13 protein-coding genes are annotated in these 13128 nt (G+C 61.8%); 9 read left to right on the forward strand and 4 right to left on the reverse strand.

All coding sequences use genetic code 11. The features are described 5' to 3' along the window. Nucleotides 1–99: 99 nt before the first annotated feature. Nucleotides 100–1362 (reverse strand): MFS transporter, encoded by a 1263-nt coding sequence (locus ACROHD_RS06915; RefSeq protein WP_432676676.1) that lies wholly within the window; start codon nucleotides 1360–1362, stop codon nucleotides 100–102. Between the two features lie 305 nt (nucleotides 1363–1667). Between ACROHD_RS06915 and ACROHD_RS06920 the strand changes: the two genes are divergently transcribed. Then, nucleotides 1668–2456 carry an exodeoxyribonuclease III gene (locus ACROHD_RS06920; RefSeq protein ID WP_432676677.1) on the forward strand — a complete coding sequence of 263 codons (789 nt, stop codon included), beginning with the start codon at nucleotides 1668–1670 and terminating at the stop codon, nucleotides 2454–2456. A gap of 85 nt (nucleotides 2457–2541) precedes the next feature. Here ACROHD_RS06920 and ACROHD_RS06925 read toward each other — a convergent pair whose 3' ends face one another. Continuing rightward, a complete protein-coding gene (locus ACROHD_RS06925; protein WP_432676679.1) occupies nucleotides 2542–3180 on the reverse strand; it encodes an SGNH/GDSL hydrolase family protein in 639 nt (212 codons plus the stop codon). 128 nt (nucleotides 3181–3308) lie between these two features. On the opposite strand from ACROHD_RS06925, the gene ACROHD_RS06930 reads away from it, so the two are divergent. From ACROHD_RS06930 to ACROHD_RS06940, 3 genes are read left to right on the forward strand one after another with little or no spacing between them, the layout of a single operon-like run. Then, the gene (locus ACROHD_RS06930) at nucleotides 3309–4232 is read left to right on the forward strand and encodes a tetratricopeptide repeat protein (protein ID WP_432676680.1); all 924 of its coding nucleotides are present in this window, start codon (nucleotides 3309–3311) and stop codon (nucleotides 4230–4232) included. Between the two features lie 27 nt (nucleotides 4233–4259). Beyond that, a complete protein-coding gene (locus ACROHD_RS06935; protein ID WP_432676681.1) occupies nucleotides 4260–4904 on the forward strand; it encodes an LON peptidase substrate-binding domain-containing protein in 645 nt (214 codons plus the stop codon). Nucleotides 4905–4930: 26 nt separating this feature from the next. Then, nucleotides 4931–5083: a Trm112 family protein gene (locus ACROHD_RS06940; RefSeq protein WP_432676694.1), complete on the forward strand. Its 153-nt coding sequence runs from the start codon at nucleotides 4931–4933 to the stop codon at nucleotides 5081–5083. Nucleotides 5084–5088: 5 nt separating this feature from the next. On the opposite strand, the gene ACROHD_RS06945 is transcribed toward ACROHD_RS06940, so the two are convergent. Next, nucleotides 5089–6744 carry a hypothetical protein gene (locus ACROHD_RS06945; RefSeq protein ID WP_432676682.1) on the reverse strand — a complete coding sequence of 552 codons (1656 nt, stop codon included), beginning with the start codon at nucleotides 6742–6744 and terminating at the stop codon, nucleotides 5089–5091. 154 nt (nucleotides 6745–6898) lie between these two features. Between ACROHD_RS06945 and ACROHD_RS06950 the strand changes: the two genes are divergently transcribed. Both ACROHD_RS06950 and ACROHD_RS06955 read left to right on the forward strand, forming a co-directional pair. After that, entirely contained in the window at nucleotides 6899–7159 is a 261-nt protein-coding gene (locus tag ACROHD_RS06950) for a hypothetical protein (protein WP_432676684.1), read from the forward strand. Nucleotides 7160–7293: 134 nt separating this feature from the next. After that, on the forward strand, nucleotides 7294–7692 hold the full coding sequence (locus ACROHD_RS06955; protein WP_432676685.1) for a hypothetical protein: 399 nt from the start codon (nucleotides 7294–7296) through the stop codon (nucleotides 7690–7692). A 198-nt stretch (nucleotides 7693–7890) separates the two neighbouring features. On the opposite strand, the gene ACROHD_RS06960 is transcribed toward ACROHD_RS06955, so the two are convergent. Beyond that, the gene (locus ACROHD_RS06960) at nucleotides 7891–9114 is read right to left on the reverse strand and encodes a UbiH/UbiF/VisC/COQ6 family ubiquinone biosynthesis hydroxylase (protein ID WP_432676687.1); all 1224 of its coding nucleotides are present in this window, start codon (nucleotides 9112–9114) and stop codon (nucleotides 7891–7893) included. Between the two features lie 87 nt (nucleotides 9115–9201). Between ACROHD_RS06960 and ACROHD_RS06965 the strand changes: the two genes are divergently transcribed. From ACROHD_RS06965 to ACROHD_RS06975, 3 genes are all read left to right on the forward strand, one after another. Then, the gene (locus ACROHD_RS06965) at nucleotides 9202–10530 is read left to right on the forward strand and encodes an amidase (RefSeq protein ID WP_432676688.1); all 1329 of its coding nucleotides are present in this window, start codon (nucleotides 9202–9204) and stop codon (nucleotides 10528–10530) included. Nucleotides 10531–10647: 117 nt separating this feature from the next. Next, complete coding sequence (locus ACROHD_RS06970; protein WP_432676689.1) at nucleotides 10648–11832, forward strand: aminotransferase class I/II-fold pyridoxal phosphate-dependent enzyme; 1185 nt, start codon at nucleotides 10648–10650, stop codon at nucleotides 11830–11832. Nucleotides 11833–11843: 11 nt separating this feature from the next. Beyond that, nucleotides 11844–13128 (forward strand): DNA translocase FtsK 4TM domain-containing protein (locus tag ACROHD_RS06975; RefSeq protein WP_432676690.1); only part of this gene is annotated, 1285 nt, incomplete at its 3' end.

Below are 13128 nucleotides of genomic sequence, written 5' to 3' on the forward strand. Positions count from 1 at the left end.
TCTCGTGCGCTAACTGGGCAACGGTGCAGAAAAACTCAAAAAATCGCGTTCTTACTGCAAACCTATCCCCCCTGACCAGGAGGGCAAGGGGGGTAAAACCTACCCCCGGGCCTCTCTCCCAAGCTTCAGGAAAAGCAGGGCATAGAGTCCCAACCCTCCGATTCCGACCGCAGCCATCAGAAAAGGCATCCGCAACGCCATTTCCCGGCCGATCGTCGGTTCCAGAATGGCTACCAGTACTCCTCCCGCCAATGCACCGAGCGGCATCATCCCCCACCCGAAGAACCGATAGATGGAATTGACCCGCCCCAGGATGTCGCCCGGAATCATCCGCTGCCGATAGGACACGGTCACCACGTTCCACAGCAACCCTGCCAGCATACTGAGAAACAGCGCCATGGCCGCCACTAGCGGCAGGGTTGTTGCCATCATCGCCAGATAGGTCAGTGGCATGGTGGCAAGCGCCAGCAACAGGCTGTTTCGGGGCCCAAGTCGAGCGGCCAGGCTTGGGCAGGCAAGCCCACCTACGACGCCACCCAGGGCCCCGGCGGTCAGCAGCATCCCAAAGCCGAATGCGCCAAGGCCCAGGATCTCTTGCGCGTAGAGGACGAGAATGGTGTTCGTGGCCATGTGCAGCGCATTCAGCAGCCCCAGCATAACGGCCAGTTGCAGAATGATACGATGCGCAATGATCCAGCGGATGCCGCCCGCCATGTCGGCTACGAAACTGCCGTGCCGCTTTGGGGGCACCCGGTTTGGAAATACGATGGACCAGACGCAGAATGCGGCCAGCCCAAAGGCCAGCGCATTGAAGGAAAACGGAACCGGCAGGGCCAAGGCGATTAGGACGCCGGCGACAGGGGGCCCGATGAACCGGCCCATGATCTGCTCAATGCTCCAGATCTGGCCATTGGCGGCTTCCAGGTCCTGTTCATCGACCAGCATCGGCAGGCAGGTCTGCGCAGTATTGTCCCGCACAACCTCTGCCGCGCCAAGGGCGAACGCCAGGACCGAGAGCATCAGGATAAGCCCCAGACTGTCGTTTTGGGTCGGCAGGGAAGGGACTGCCAGCACCAAAAGCACGAGACCGAAGGACAGCACCAGCCGGGACAGGTCGGCGCGAACCATAAGCTTTTGACGATCGGCCCGGTCGGTCAGGACCCCCACCGGCAAAGCAAGCAGCAGCCAAGGCAGATAGGTTGAGAAGCTGACAAGTGCGATGTGGACCGGATCGCGGCTGATCAGGGTAGCAAGCCATGGGAGAGCCATCGCCGCCACGCCGTCGCCGAGATTGGCCGTGGCCGCCCCCGACAAAAGCCAGCGGAAATTCCGATTGCGGCGAAAGAGGAACAGGTTCGACATTGGTCACAGCCTGCCCCAGATATGAAGCGTGTGAAACCCGGTTCGCATGTGTTTCACACTTTTCCAAACGCGGCTTGGCCTTTGCGATTTTACTGATCGGGTCTTGCTGGTCTCTTTCGTCCCTGATGGGCTTGCCCCCCTCGTTGAACCCAATCACTCTTTGCCTTTGATCAGGCGTGCCCCCGCCGCACATGGGGGCACCTGCGGCCTTGGTGGGGGTGGACGCATTTCAGGTCGTGCTCTTTGCCGTTGTCCGCGATATGACCGGGCTCAACGACTGATCTCTCTGCCAACAGGACCATGCCATGCCCTTCACGCTCGCCACCTGGAACATCAACTCTGTCCGGCTGCGCGCCGATCTGGTGGCCAAGCTGTTGCGCGAGGAGGGGCCGGATATCCTGTGCTTGCAGGAATGCAAAAGCCCGGTCGACAAGATCCCGGTCGAGATCTTCCAGAACCTTGGCTATGGCCACATGGTTGCGCGGGGACAGAAGGGCTATAACGGAGTGGCCATCCTGTCGAAACTGCCAATCGAGGAGGTGGGCAGCCACGATTTCGCCGGGCTCGGCCACGCGCGCCACATCGCCGGGCGGCTGGAAAACGGGGTGACGATCCACAATTTCTACGTACCCGCCGGGGGCGATGTGCCCGACCGCGAGGTGAACGAGAAGTTCGGGCAGAAGCTGGATTACCTCGCCGATATGCGGGACTGGGGAAAGTTCGACGCGCCGGAGAAGTCGATTCTTGTCGGTGATCTGAATATCGCGCCCCGAGAGGATGATGTCTGGAGCCACAAGCAGCTTCTCAAAGTGGTCAGCCACACGCCGGTGGAGGTCGATACGCTCGGCACAGTGATGGAGGCGGGCAAATGGGTGGACGTGACCCGCGCGGATATCCCTGAAGGTCAGCTCTACAGCTGGTGGTCCTACCGCGCGCGGGATTGGGACGCGGCAGACAAGGGCCGCAGGCTGGATCATGTCTGGGCGACGCCCGATATCTCCAACGCCGCCCATTCCAGCCGCATCCTGCGGGACGCGCGCGGGTGGGAAAAACCTTCGGACCACGCGCCGGTGTTTGCGACGTTCGATTTGTGAGCGGGAAAGGCGCTTGCAAGCGCCTTTTTGAAGGGCCTTCGAAGGCCCTTGAAAGCGGTTTGCAAACCGCTTGGTTGCGCCTGGTTCAGAGCGTTTCGATCACCTCCGCCAGCGCCGCCCCGAGCACCCGGTGCGTTTCGGGCTGATAGTGGATGCCGTCCTGAGGGCTGACCTCGATCACCGATCCGGCGTCGAAGAAGCCCACGCCCCGCGCGGCGGCAAGGGCGCGGTAGCTGTCGGCCAGATGTGGTCCCACGGCCTCGGCCCCCCAGAACTGATCCCGGATCGGACCGGTTTCCACCACCGGCGGCGGGCAGATAAGCAGGACCTTGAAGCCGCCATGGCGGGTCTGCATCGGCTCTGACAGAGCGATATCCAGCAACCCCGCCGCGCCGCCTGTGATCCTGGAAACGGAGGGTGCGAACCGGGTCTTTAGGTCATTCGTTCCCAGCATGATGGTCAGCACATCCACCGGCCCGTGGCTTTCCAGCGCGATGCGCAACCCCGACTGCCCGTTCATATGCGCGCCCATGATGGGGTCTTCCAACCCCGTGGTGCGCCCCGGCAAGCCCTCCTCGACCAGCGACCAATCGGGGCCGAGCGCCGCCGCCGCAATCGTGGGCCAGCGGTCGGCAGGGCCATAGCGCCCATAGAGGCCGGGGGTCACGATCGGGGGCGTGCCATGGGTGTTGCTGTCGCCGAAGGTCAGAAGGGTCTTTGTCATGGGGCGCTCCACGCTGTTCACCTGCAACGCTATGTCCCGGTCCGGCGCGCGTCAAAGCCGAAACGACCCCCTTGGCCTTTCCGCCCTCGCGGCCCATATAGGTCATGACAAATGTGAAGGGGGCTTAGATGCTCGAACTCGATGGACTTCAGCCCGGCCCTGCTGCCGGTGATCTGATCATTGACGGAACCGAAGAAAACTTCATGGCCGCGGTCGTCGAGGCCAGCCAGGAGGTGCCGGTTATCGTAGATTTCTGGGCCACCTGGTGTGGGCCGTGCAAGACGCTTGGACCGCAGTTGGAGGCCGCCGTCATTGCCGCCAAGGGCAAGGTAAAGATGGTCAAGATCGACGTCGATCAGAACCAGCGGCTGGCGCAGGCTTTGGCGCAGCAGGGGCTGCCCTTGCAATCCATTCCGACGGTCGTGGCCTTCTTCGAAGGTCGTCCTGTCGATATGTTCCAAGGCGCTGTGCCGCAATCCGAGATCAAGGCGTTTGTTGACAAGCTGACTGCCCTGACCGGCGATGGCGGCCTTGGCGAAGCCGTGGAAGCCGCAGAGCAGATGCTTGCCGATGGCGAGGCCGCCGACGCAGCCCAGACATTCGCGGCGATCCTTGGCGAAGAGCCTGACCATGCCGGGGCCTATGGCGGTTTGGTGCGCGCGCATCTGGCGATTGGTGAGATGGACCAGGCGGAAACCCTGCTGGCCAACGCCCCCGAGGCGATTGCCACGTCGCCTGAACTGGAAGCCGCCCGCGCGCAGTTGGAACTGGCCCGCCAGGCCGCTGATGCGGGTCCGTTGGCTGAGCTGTCGGCAGCAGTCGAGGCAGACCCCGCCAATCATCAGGCCCGGATCGACTATGCGCAGGCGCTGCATGCCTCAGGCGATGTGGAAGCGGCAGTGGATCAACTGCTCGACCTTTTCCGACGTGACCGGGAATGGAACGAGGGTGCCGCGAAGGCGCAGCTCTTTACCATTTTCGACGCATTGAAGCCCAATGACCCGGTAGCATTGAAGGGACGGCGCAAGCTTTCGTCTCTTCTGTTTGCCTGATTGGTCTTCCTGCCTACATAGTAGGTCATGATGTCACCGGCTGATCTGCCAGATACGATCCCCTTGTTCCCGCTGCCCGGCGCGCTGCTGCTGCCCCGGGCGGTGCTTCCGTTGCATATCTTCGAACCGCGCTATCTGGCGATGCTGGAAGATTGCCTGAAGACCCCGCATCGCCTGATTGGCATGGTGCAGCCGCTGGAAGGCGGCAGTGCCGGTCAATCGCGATTGCACGAAATCGGATGTGCCGGCCGGGTGACGCAGTTTTCGGAAACCGAGGACGGGCGCTATATGATCACCCTGTCTGGCATATCGCGGTTTCGTATCCGACGCGAGGTGACGGGGTTCTTGCCCTATGTGAAAGCCGATGTGAGCTGGTCTGACTTTACCCGCGATTTGGGTAAGGAAGAGGAAGACTCGAATTTCGACCGCGAGGTGTTCCTGAAACTGCTGTCTCGCTATTTCGAGGCAGCGGGACTGCAAACTGATTGGAGCAGCCTTGAAGAGGCCGATGACGAACTTCTGGTCAATTCTCTGTCCATGCTTTGCCCTTTCAGCCTGGAGGAAAAGCAGGCGCTGCTGGAGGCCCCCCACCTGACCGACCGGCGCGAGACGCTGACGGCCCTGATGGAATTCACATGCCGGGGTGGTGGAAACGAGGAGATGATCCAGTGAACCGTCCCTCTGTCGTTGACCGCAAGATGCTGGAGGCGTTGGTCTGTCCGGTCACGCAAGCGCCGCTATCCTATGATGCCGAGGCAGGTGAGCTGATCTCTCGGGCGGCGGGGCTGGCCTTTCCGATCCGCAACGGCATTCCGATCATGCTGGAAGACGAAGCGCGCAAGCTGGACTGAGCGTTTCAACCGTCGAACGCACCCGCCTTGCGCATGCCTTCCATAATCATCTCGGTATGTTCAGGGCGGACATAGGGGTATGTTTCCCGCATATACGCTTCATCAAAACCGGGCTGTGCGTCGCGCAGAAGATCAAGGGATCGGGCGGCAAGCTCTGTCTCGTCGAAATAACCGAACGTCACGACGCAACGTTGCAATCCACGGGCATAGCCAGGCGCAATGTCGAATAGCCGCTTTGCGGCCTCGATTGCGCGGTCACGATTGCCGAGGAAAAGTTCGCATGTGGTTATGTCGCCAAGGGCGGCCGCGCGGTTCGGGTGATTGGGGTTCAGGCGGAAAATCAGGTTCAGGTGTTCCAAGGCTTCCTGAGGACGCCCGAGCCATTCAAGGCCACACCCAAGCGCGTGGCGTGCCAGTGCCGCCGAGGGGTTCAGGCGCACTGACTCGCTGGCGTGGTGAAGCCCGTTCGAGTAGTTCTGAAGGCCGAATATGTTCGTCAAACCGTTATAGGCATGGGCTTCCCAGCTTTCTGGGTCGATTTCCAACGCACGGTTTGTCGAGGCCAACGCTTTTTGAAAACAGGACAGTCGGTCCTCGTACCAGTCCAGAAGGCCCGCCCGAAAATAGATCCGGCCGATCCGGGCATGGGCCGGCGCGAAATCGGGGTCGAGCGCCAGGGCGCTTTCCATAAGCTGTTTTTGCTCGAGATTGCTTTCCGGTGTTCCGTACCCCTCACCGCCCTTGCGGTCGATTTCCTCGGCCTGCGCGACCAGCTGCCATGGCCCGACGGATGCGGGATGAGTCCGTTCGATCCGAACCGCCTCGGCACGGGCAAGCTGCGGTTCAAGTTGCGCGACGATTGCGCGACTGACGTCTTCCTGGAACTCGAAGATGTCGTCCAGCGTTCCGTCGAATTGCCCGGACCAACGCAGGCGGCCGGTTTCCGTTTCCGTCAGACTGACCGAAATCCGTATCCGATTGCCAAGACAGCGCAACGTGCCGGTGATGGCGTATCGTGCGTTCACCTCTGCCGCGATGTTGCGCATGTCTCCATCTTTGGCGGTTTTCCAGCCGATCGCTTCGGGGCCAATCACCGGAAACCAGCGCCAATAGCTGAGTGTAACCTTGAGATCGTCGATCATGCTGGCGGCAATGAGGGCGTCGTTCTCATTGGCGGACAGGGCTTCGAAGGCAAAGAGCAGCACCGCGGGTCTCGTGAATATGTCCGGGTGCGTGTCTTCGGAGGTTGAAGGGGGTGGGTCGGTCGGCTTGGCCATTCTGACGTCGCGCAGCCAGTCTTCGAACCCTTCGGACGCCAGATCAAACCCCTCCAAAAAGGTGCCTTGACCGGATTGGTCCAGAGCGATCCGTGAACCATCGAGCCAGACCGATTGACGATTTGCATCTATCAGGCCGGCTGGAAGCACTTTCCGCAAGGTCGACAGTTCCTGCCGAAGAGACGCCCGCGACTGCTCTTCGGAACGGTCGCTCCAAAGCAGGTCTGCAAGGCGGCTTCGTTCTGCCTGCATTCCGCGCTGCTGGCTCAGATAGGCAAGCAGGGCCTGACCACGCCTCGACAAGCCGTTCACATCACAGCCCTGTGCATCGCTGACACCAAAAGCACCGAAGAGGTGCAGTGTAATCGCAGTAGCGGAAGTCATCCCGGTGCTGGTTGCCCTTTTTTACGAAATAAGTGGCCATTTTTACGGGATTATTACACGAGCTGGCGGGTTTTTCACGGAGGATTTCACGATTGTCTGACGGGCGTGAGGCAGGTTGGGCTCATCGAAATCAACGCCAAAAGGAAAATTCAAAATGACCAGCCAGATGAACATCACCGCAGATACCGTCATCACCAAAGCCAAGCCGGTACGTGATGCGAAAGGATTTCGAGCGTTTCTGGCCTTCCTGATCGAAAAGGATCGGAACTACCGCGAAGCTCGCAAGTTGGCAAAGCTGGATGCTGACCGGCTGCGGGATATGGGCATGCCCGGAATTTCGACCAAGGCCGAATTTTATCAGGCGCGCGGCAATGGCCCCGCAGACGCAACCCCGATTCCACTGACGGGCTGGTAATTCTGCTTCCCCGACGCATCCTGCTGGCCTCGCTTTGTCCTTCAGCGAGGCCAGCAGTCATTTGAAACCCTTGACCATGCTTCCCCTGCACAGGCTAGATGAGGGCAGATTTCAGTTCTCTCAGGACTTTTGCCATGCTTTCCAAGATCCCGTTGCTTGTTATCCCGCTGATCCTGTTCAATCTCGGGCTGTTTGGCCTGATGGGCGGGGATGACCCGTTCATTCGGTCACTGTTCACCGTCGAGATGATGTCTGGCGGGACATGGACGATGACCATCGGCGATGTGATCGTGCTGGTGGCTTTGCTGGTTCTGTTCGTCGAAATCATGAAATCGACGATCACCGGTATGGCGTCGATCATCGACCACCTTTTGTCGACTGTCGTATTCGTCGTCTATCTTGTGGAGTTCCTGCTGGTGGCGGGGGCGTCCACATCCTTGTTCTTCACGTTGATGGTGATCGCGCTGATCGACGTGCTGGCCGGGTTCTCGGTGTCGATCCGATCCGCGGGGCGCGACATCAACATGAACTGAGCGGAGCAGGCACCGACCGGGGTTTCGCCGCCTTTGGCGTCGACCCGGGGGCGGCCCTCCTCAACCCCCGGCTTACGCCGGAGGCCTCGTCATGCCGCGTTGCCACGGATGTGTTGAGACGAGGCTTGCCTGGTCTGAACTTGGGGTTTGTGGCCGGGTTGGGATGCCTCCGGCGGGAGTATTTTCACAAGGAGAAATTCAGAGCGGTTTGCCCTGCAACAGGCGCGGGACATCGCCGGTCAGGCCGGCGGCTTCGCGGATGAAGCTGCGCCGGGCTGCGGGGAAGGCGTTGATGACACCCATGCCCAGATCGCGGCCCATCCTCAGCAGTGGATTGTCGTTGGAGAAGAGCTTGTTGATCAGATCGGTGGACGCGGCGAGTGTGGCGGTGTCGAAGCGGCGCCAGCGCTGGTAGCGTTCGAGGACCAGAAGGCTGGCGATATCCTCGCCCCGTCGTTTGGCGTCCGCCAGCACTTCGGCCAATGCCCCCACATCCCGCAGGCCGAGGTTCAGGCCCTGTCCGGCGATCGGGTGAACCCCATGAGCCGCATCCCCCACCAGCGCCAGCCGGTCTGCCACGAAGCGTTCCGAGATGGTCAGGTTCAGCGGGTAGGTGAAACGGTCGCCATCCAAAGTGATTTCGCCAAGGAAGTCACCGAAGCGGGGGCGCAGGACGTCTAAATATTCCTCATCGCTGAGGGCGTTGATCTCGGCGGCGCGGGCGTGGGTCTCACTCCAGACAATGGAACATCTGTTTCCGGGCAGGGGCAGGATGGCGAGGGGGCCTGCGGGCATGAAGAACTGATGCGCGATGCCGTGATGGGGCAGCTCGTGGCGTAGCGAACAGACCAGAGCGGTTTGACCGTAATCCCAGCCCTGCCGCTTGATCCCGGCGCGCGCACCGGTTCCGCTTTGGCGGCCGTCTGCGCCGACCAAGAGGCGGCCCGATAAGGTGCGGCCATCCTCCAGCGTCACGCTGGCGGGGCCAGAGGTGTTTTGCGCAACGACGCGGGTTCCGGGCAGGTGAGTGATGTTTGGATCGCTGTCCATCCCGGTCAGCAGGGCGTGGCGCAGGAAGCGGTCTTCCAGCATGTAGCCCATCGGGCCTTCCTCGATCTCGGCATGGTCGAAATGCAGGAAGAACGGGGCGGGGCCTTCGCCCGCGCGTCCGTCGCTGGCCTTGATCTCCAACATCGGTTGTGCGTTGGCTTTCACGCCGTCCCACACCCCGATGGCCATCAGCAGTCGCGCAGAGGCAAGCGCCAGTGCATAGGAGCGGCCATCGAACCGGTCATTGTCGCGGGTTTCCAGCGGCAACGCGTCGATCACAGTGCTTGTCAGGCCCGCCTGGCTAAGGGCCAACGCCAGGCAGGGGCCGTTCAAGCCACCGCCGACGATCAGGATATCCGAGTCCATTGCCATGCCCTGCAATATGGGCACACACACGGGATTGTCCATGTGGCATCACCCCGCTAGCGTGGCCCGCGACAACATGGCGGAGGGCGTGAAATGCGGGGCGATTGGCAAACACTCGGGGTGGCGGATCTGGGCCGCGCAATCGGAGCGGGAGAGATCGACCCGGCCGAGCTGACCGATACGTATCTGGACGCCATCGCGACGCATGAATACGCCGACCGCATCTATAGCGTGGTGACGGCAGACCGAGCGCGGGCAGAAGCAGCGGCCGCGTCGGAGCGTGCAAGGCTAGGTGTGCGGCGCGGGCTGCTCGATGGGGTTCCCTTGTCCTGGAAAGATCTGTTCGACAGTGCCGGGGATGAGACGAAATCAGGGTCCGACCTGCTGGCGGGGCGCGTTCCCGATGCCGATTGCGAGGTGTTGGCCAATGCAACCCGTGCGGGGATGGTCTGTCTTGGCAAGACCCATATGAGCGAGCTGGCCTTCTCTGGTCTTGGCATCAACCCAGTGACCGCGACGCCGCCCAACATCCACGACCCGGAGCTTGTGCCGGGCGGATCTTCTTCCGGGGCCGCGGCCTCGACGGCTTGGGGGCTGGCCCCCGCGGGGATCGGATCAGACACCGGCGGGTCGGTGCGCATTCCGTCTGCATTCAATGATTTGGTGGGGCTCAAGACAACCTCGGGCAGGCTTTCGCTATCTGGTGTTGTGCCGCTTTGCGAACGGTTTGATACGGTCGGGCCGTTGGCCAAGACGGTGGAAGATTGCGCGCTGCTGTTGGCCGTCATGGAAGGCGGCAAGCCAGCTGATCTGGAGGGGGCGACCCTGACTGGTCGACGGTTCCTTGTGCTGAAGACATACACGGATGATGTGCGCGAAGATCCTGCTGCGGGTTTTGCGCAGGCCATCGGCCGGATGGCACAGGCAGGGGCGCAGATTGACTACGGCACCGTTGACGGGATCGAGGCGGCGATGGACTTGGCTCCGATCCTCTTTACATCCGAGGCCTACGGCACCTGGAAGCACGCGATTGAGGCCGCGCCAGAAAAGATGTTCCCGCGCATTCTGGATCGCTTTCGGTCGGGTGCGGGTTTTGCCGCCGCCGATTACGTCTCGGCCTGGCAGTTCCTGACCCATCTGCGCGGCGAATGGGCGGCTCAGGTTGCGGGATATGATGCAGTGTTGCTGCCGACCGCGCCAAACCTGCCGCCTCATGCTGCGCGCCTGATGGAGGATGACGAATACTATGTCACCGAGAACCTGCTGACCTTGCGCAATACGCGGGTGGGGAACCTTATGGGCTTGTCTGCCCTGACCCTTCCGACGGGGGTGGCGGGCACCGGTATCATGCTGCTTGGCCAACCCTTCGGTGAGGAGGCCCTGCTGCGGCTTGGCAAGGCAACCGAGGCGGCATTGGCCTGAAGGCCACAGCGCTGCCCAGCAATCGCCCTGAAAGCGTTCGTTTTTCTGGACCAAAGCCGCGCAAGCCGTTAACCTGCCTCCAAACAGGGCGAAAATGACCCTGAACCAGAGGCAGATATGGCATTTCCTGAGCGGTTTTCGAACCTGCCAGCATACGCGTTCCCGCGTCTTCGGGCGCTTCTCGACCCTCATGAACCGGGGGCCGACCCGATCAATATGACGATCGGAGAACCCACACATGCCTTCCCCAACTGGGTTCCTCAGGTCATCGCGGAGAACGCTGCCGGGTTCGGTAAGTATCCGGCGAATGATGGGACGGCCGATCTTCAGCAGGCCATCGCTGGATGGATCCTTCGCCGCTACGGCGTGACCGTCGATCCCGCAATGCAGATCCTGCCGCTGAATGGCACGCGGGAAGGGCTGTTCAACGCCTGCATTGCGCTCTGCCCAGAGGAAAAGCGCGGGAAAAAGCCCGTCGTTCTGACGCCGAACCCGTTTTATCAGGTCTATGCGGTGGCTGCGTTGGCCGTGGGGGCCGAGCCCGTCTATGTTCCCGCCACCGACGCCACTGGGAACCTGCCCGACTATGCCAGTCTTCCTGTGGACGTGCTGAACCGCACCGCTGTTGCCTATATCTGTTCCCCCGCCAATCCGCAGGGGGCCTTGGCCAGTGTCGCCTATTGGCGAGAGCTGATCGAACTGGCGGAGACCTACGATTTCCAGATCTTCGCGGATGAATGCTATTCCGAGATCTATCGCGAGACGCCGCCCACAGGGGCCTTGCAGGTCGCCGCCCAAATGGGCGCGGACCCTGATCGGGTTGTGCTTTTCAACTCGCTGTCCAAGCGGTCGAACCTTGCAGGTTTGCGGTCGGGCTTTGCCGTTGGTGGAGCTGAAAGCATCAAGCGTCTGAAACAACTGCGCGCCTATGCGGGTGCCCCCTTGCCGGGACCATTGCAGGCGGTGGCGGCACGGGCATGGTCGGACGAAGACCACGTTAAGGCAAATCGGGCGCTTTATGCCGAGAAATACGCAATTGCCGACCAGGTGTTCGCGGGCCTTCAGGGCTATGCGCCACCCGAGGCGGGATTTTTCCTCTGGCTGCCTGTCGATGACGACGAAGCGGCGACACTGAAGCTGTGGCGCGAAGCGGGGGTTCGGGTGCTGCCCGGATCCTACTTCGCCCGCGACGTGAACGGCCACACGCCCGGCGCGGACCGCATCCGCGTGGCGATGGTGGCTGAAAAAAATGACATGCAACGCGGGCTGATCAAGCTGCGCGATTGCCTGTATGCAACGTGAGGTAACGGGACATGGCCTATCAGACGCGACAGAGAGATCCGCTGCTGGACAGCTCGATGCAGGCGGCGCTGGAAAAGCGCGGGCGCGAGGCGCTTGGGATCGTGCTGATCCTGACAGGCATCGCCATGACCCTGATGCTGGCGTCCTATAATCCAGATGATCCCAGCTGGTGGGCGGCCACGGATGCTGTGCCTCAAAACCTTTTGGGGCGGTTTGGGGCGTCCTGCTCGGCGCTGTTGATGCTGGTTGTGGGTTGGGGCGCTTACGGGCTTGCGGTTGGGGCGTTGGTCTGGGGTGTGCGCCTTGCAGCCCATCTGGGTGGTGAACGGGCGCTTGGCCGTATCATCTTCCTGCCGATTGCCGTGGCTTTGGCAGCGATCTACGCCGCAACGCATCAGCCTCCCGCAACCTGGGATCAAAGCTATGGGCTTGGTGGCGTGTTTGGTGACACGGTTCTGGGCGCCTTGCTGAACGTGCTGCCGTTTGCCATTGGCACCGGACTTAAGATCCTTGCAGCTCTGTCTTTCCTAACACTCATCATGCTTGGTTTGTTCGTTCTGGGTGTGAACGGGCGCGAATTGCGAATTGCCTTGCGGTTCATGCTGGTGGGATTGGTGAATTCCTTCGCCTGGATCGGAGCGATGTTCGGCCAGGCCGGTCGCGGGGCAGGGCAAGCCGCGATGCAGATGCATGCACGTCGCCGCAGCCGGGCAGCCGCCCCGGTCGAGACCTATGACGATGAAGCACTGGCCTATGACGAACCCGATTATCCAGAGGAGGCCGCGCCGCGTCCCCGCCTTGGCCTTCTGGACCGGATGCCGCCGATTCTGAGACGAGAGCGGATGGCAGAGCCCGAGCCGGAACTGGTGGAACGTGCACCCGTCGCCCCCGCCGATCTGGAAGCCCCCGATGACGACCGTATTCGCAGCAAGATCGCCTCGGTGATTCAAAGCCGTGTGCGCCGTCCGGGGCAGATCGTAGAACCGGCATCAGAAGAACCCCAATCCGCCGTCGCTGCCGCCGTAGCCGCGCGCCGGGCAGAGCATATGTCGGCCCGTGTGGAGCCGCCGATTTCGGCGCCGCGCGTTGAACCGCCGCTGACAGCCGCCCGAGTGGAACCGCCGCTGACAGCCGCCCGCCATCACCAGCCCGCGCCGCAAGCCTACGCGGAGCCGAACTATGTGGAAGGCACGCCGACCGAAACGATCCCATTGCCGCACTCGGAGCGCACCATCGCACATGTCGCGCCGCCCCAGCCGATTGCCGCTGCCCCGGCAGAACCCAAGCGCGTGGTGC

This window comes from Nioella aestuarii (genome assembly GCF_050896395.1).
GTDB lineage: Bacteria > Pseudomonadota > Alphaproteobacteria > Rhodobacterales > Rhodobacteraceae > Nioella > Nioella aestuarii.

Coding starts and splice junctions, on each gene's coding strand:
- ACROHD_RS06915 (WP_432676676.1), bottom strand. CDS start 1,362: ATGTCGAACCTGTTCCTCTTTCGCCGCAATCGGAATTTCCGCTGGCTT.
- ACROHD_RS06920 (WP_432676677.1), top strand. CDS start 1,668: ATGCCCTTCACGCTCGCCACCTGGAACATCAACTCTGTCCGGCTGCGC.
- ACROHD_RS06925 (WP_432676679.1), bottom strand. CDS start 3,180: ATGACAAAGACCCTTCTGACCTTCGGCGACAGCAACACCCATGGCACG.
- ACROHD_RS06930 (WP_432676680.1), top strand. CDS start 3,309: ATGCTCGAACTCGATGGACTTCAGCCCGGCCCTGCTGCCGGTGATCTG.
- ACROHD_RS06935 (WP_432676681.1), top strand. CDS start 4,260: ATGATGTCACCGGCTGATCTGCCAGATACGATCCCCTTGTTCCCGCTG.
- ACROHD_RS06940 (WP_432676694.1), top strand. CDS start 4,931: ATGCTGGAGGCGTTGGTCTGTCCGGTCACGCAAGCGCCGCTATCCTAT.
- ACROHD_RS06945 (WP_432676682.1), bottom strand. CDS start 6,744: ATGACTTCCGCTACTGCGATTACACTGCACCTCTTCGGTGCTTTTGGT.
- ACROHD_RS06950 (WP_432676684.1), top strand. CDS start 6,899: ATGACCAGCCAGATGAACATCACCGCAGATACCGTCATCACCAAAGCC.
- ACROHD_RS06955 (WP_432676685.1), top strand. CDS start 7,294: ATGCTTTCCAAGATCCCGTTGCTTGTTATCCCGCTGATCCTGTTCAAT.
- ACROHD_RS06960 (WP_432676687.1), bottom strand. CDS start 9,114: ATGGCAATGGACTCGGATATCCTGATCGTCGGCGGTGGCTTGAACGGC.
- ACROHD_RS06965 (WP_432676688.1), top strand. CDS start 9,202: ATGCGGGGCGATTGGCAAACACTCGGGGTGGCGGATCTGGGCCGCGCA.
- ACROHD_RS06970 (WP_432676689.1), top strand. CDS start 10,648: ATGGCATTTCCTGAGCGGTTTTCGAACCTGCCAGCATACGCGTTCCCG.